The sequence below is a fragment of the Burkholderia sp. HI2500 genome, from assembly GCF_002223055.1.
Taxonomy (GTDB): domain Bacteria; phylum Pseudomonadota; class Gammaproteobacteria; order Burkholderiales; family Burkholderiaceae; genus Burkholderia.
The window spans coordinates 1-446 of the sequence record NZ_NKFL01000023.1 but is presented as its reverse complement, the minus strand read 5'-3'; the positions used below and the strand labels follow the sequence as shown (position 1 = coordinate 446).

Sequence of the window (446 nt, the reverse complement as noted above, 5' to 3'; positions counted from 1 at the left end):
AGCCGCCTCGCGGTGATGAGCGAAGGCAAGATCGTGCAGATCGGCGCGCCGGGCGAGGTGTACGAGTTTCCGAACAGCCGCTTCTCGGCCGAATTCATCGGCTCGACCAACCTGTTCGAAGGGCGCGTGGTCGAAGACGAGCCCGATCACATTTTCGTCGAAAGCGACGACCTCGAAGCCCGCATGTACGTGAGCCACGGCGTCACGGGCCCGCTCGGCATGCCGGTCGGCATCTCGGTGCGCCCGGAACGCATTCACGTGTCGCGCGAGAAGCCGGGCTCGAAACACAACTGGGCGCGCGGCGTCGTGACCGACATCGCGTACATGGGCAGCTACTCGCTGTACCACGTGCGCTTGCCGAGCGGCAAGACGGTCGTGTCGAACCTGTCGAGCTCGCACCTGATGAACGACAACGCACCGGCGTGGAACGACGACGTGTTCGTGTC

General features: G+C 64.6%; 1 protein-coding gene. It reads left to right on the top strand.

Translation table 11 applies throughout. The features are described from left to right. Positions 1-446 (top strand): TOBE domain-containing protein (locus CFB45_RS38070; protein ID WP_144025309.1); only part of this gene is annotated, 446 nt, incomplete at both ends.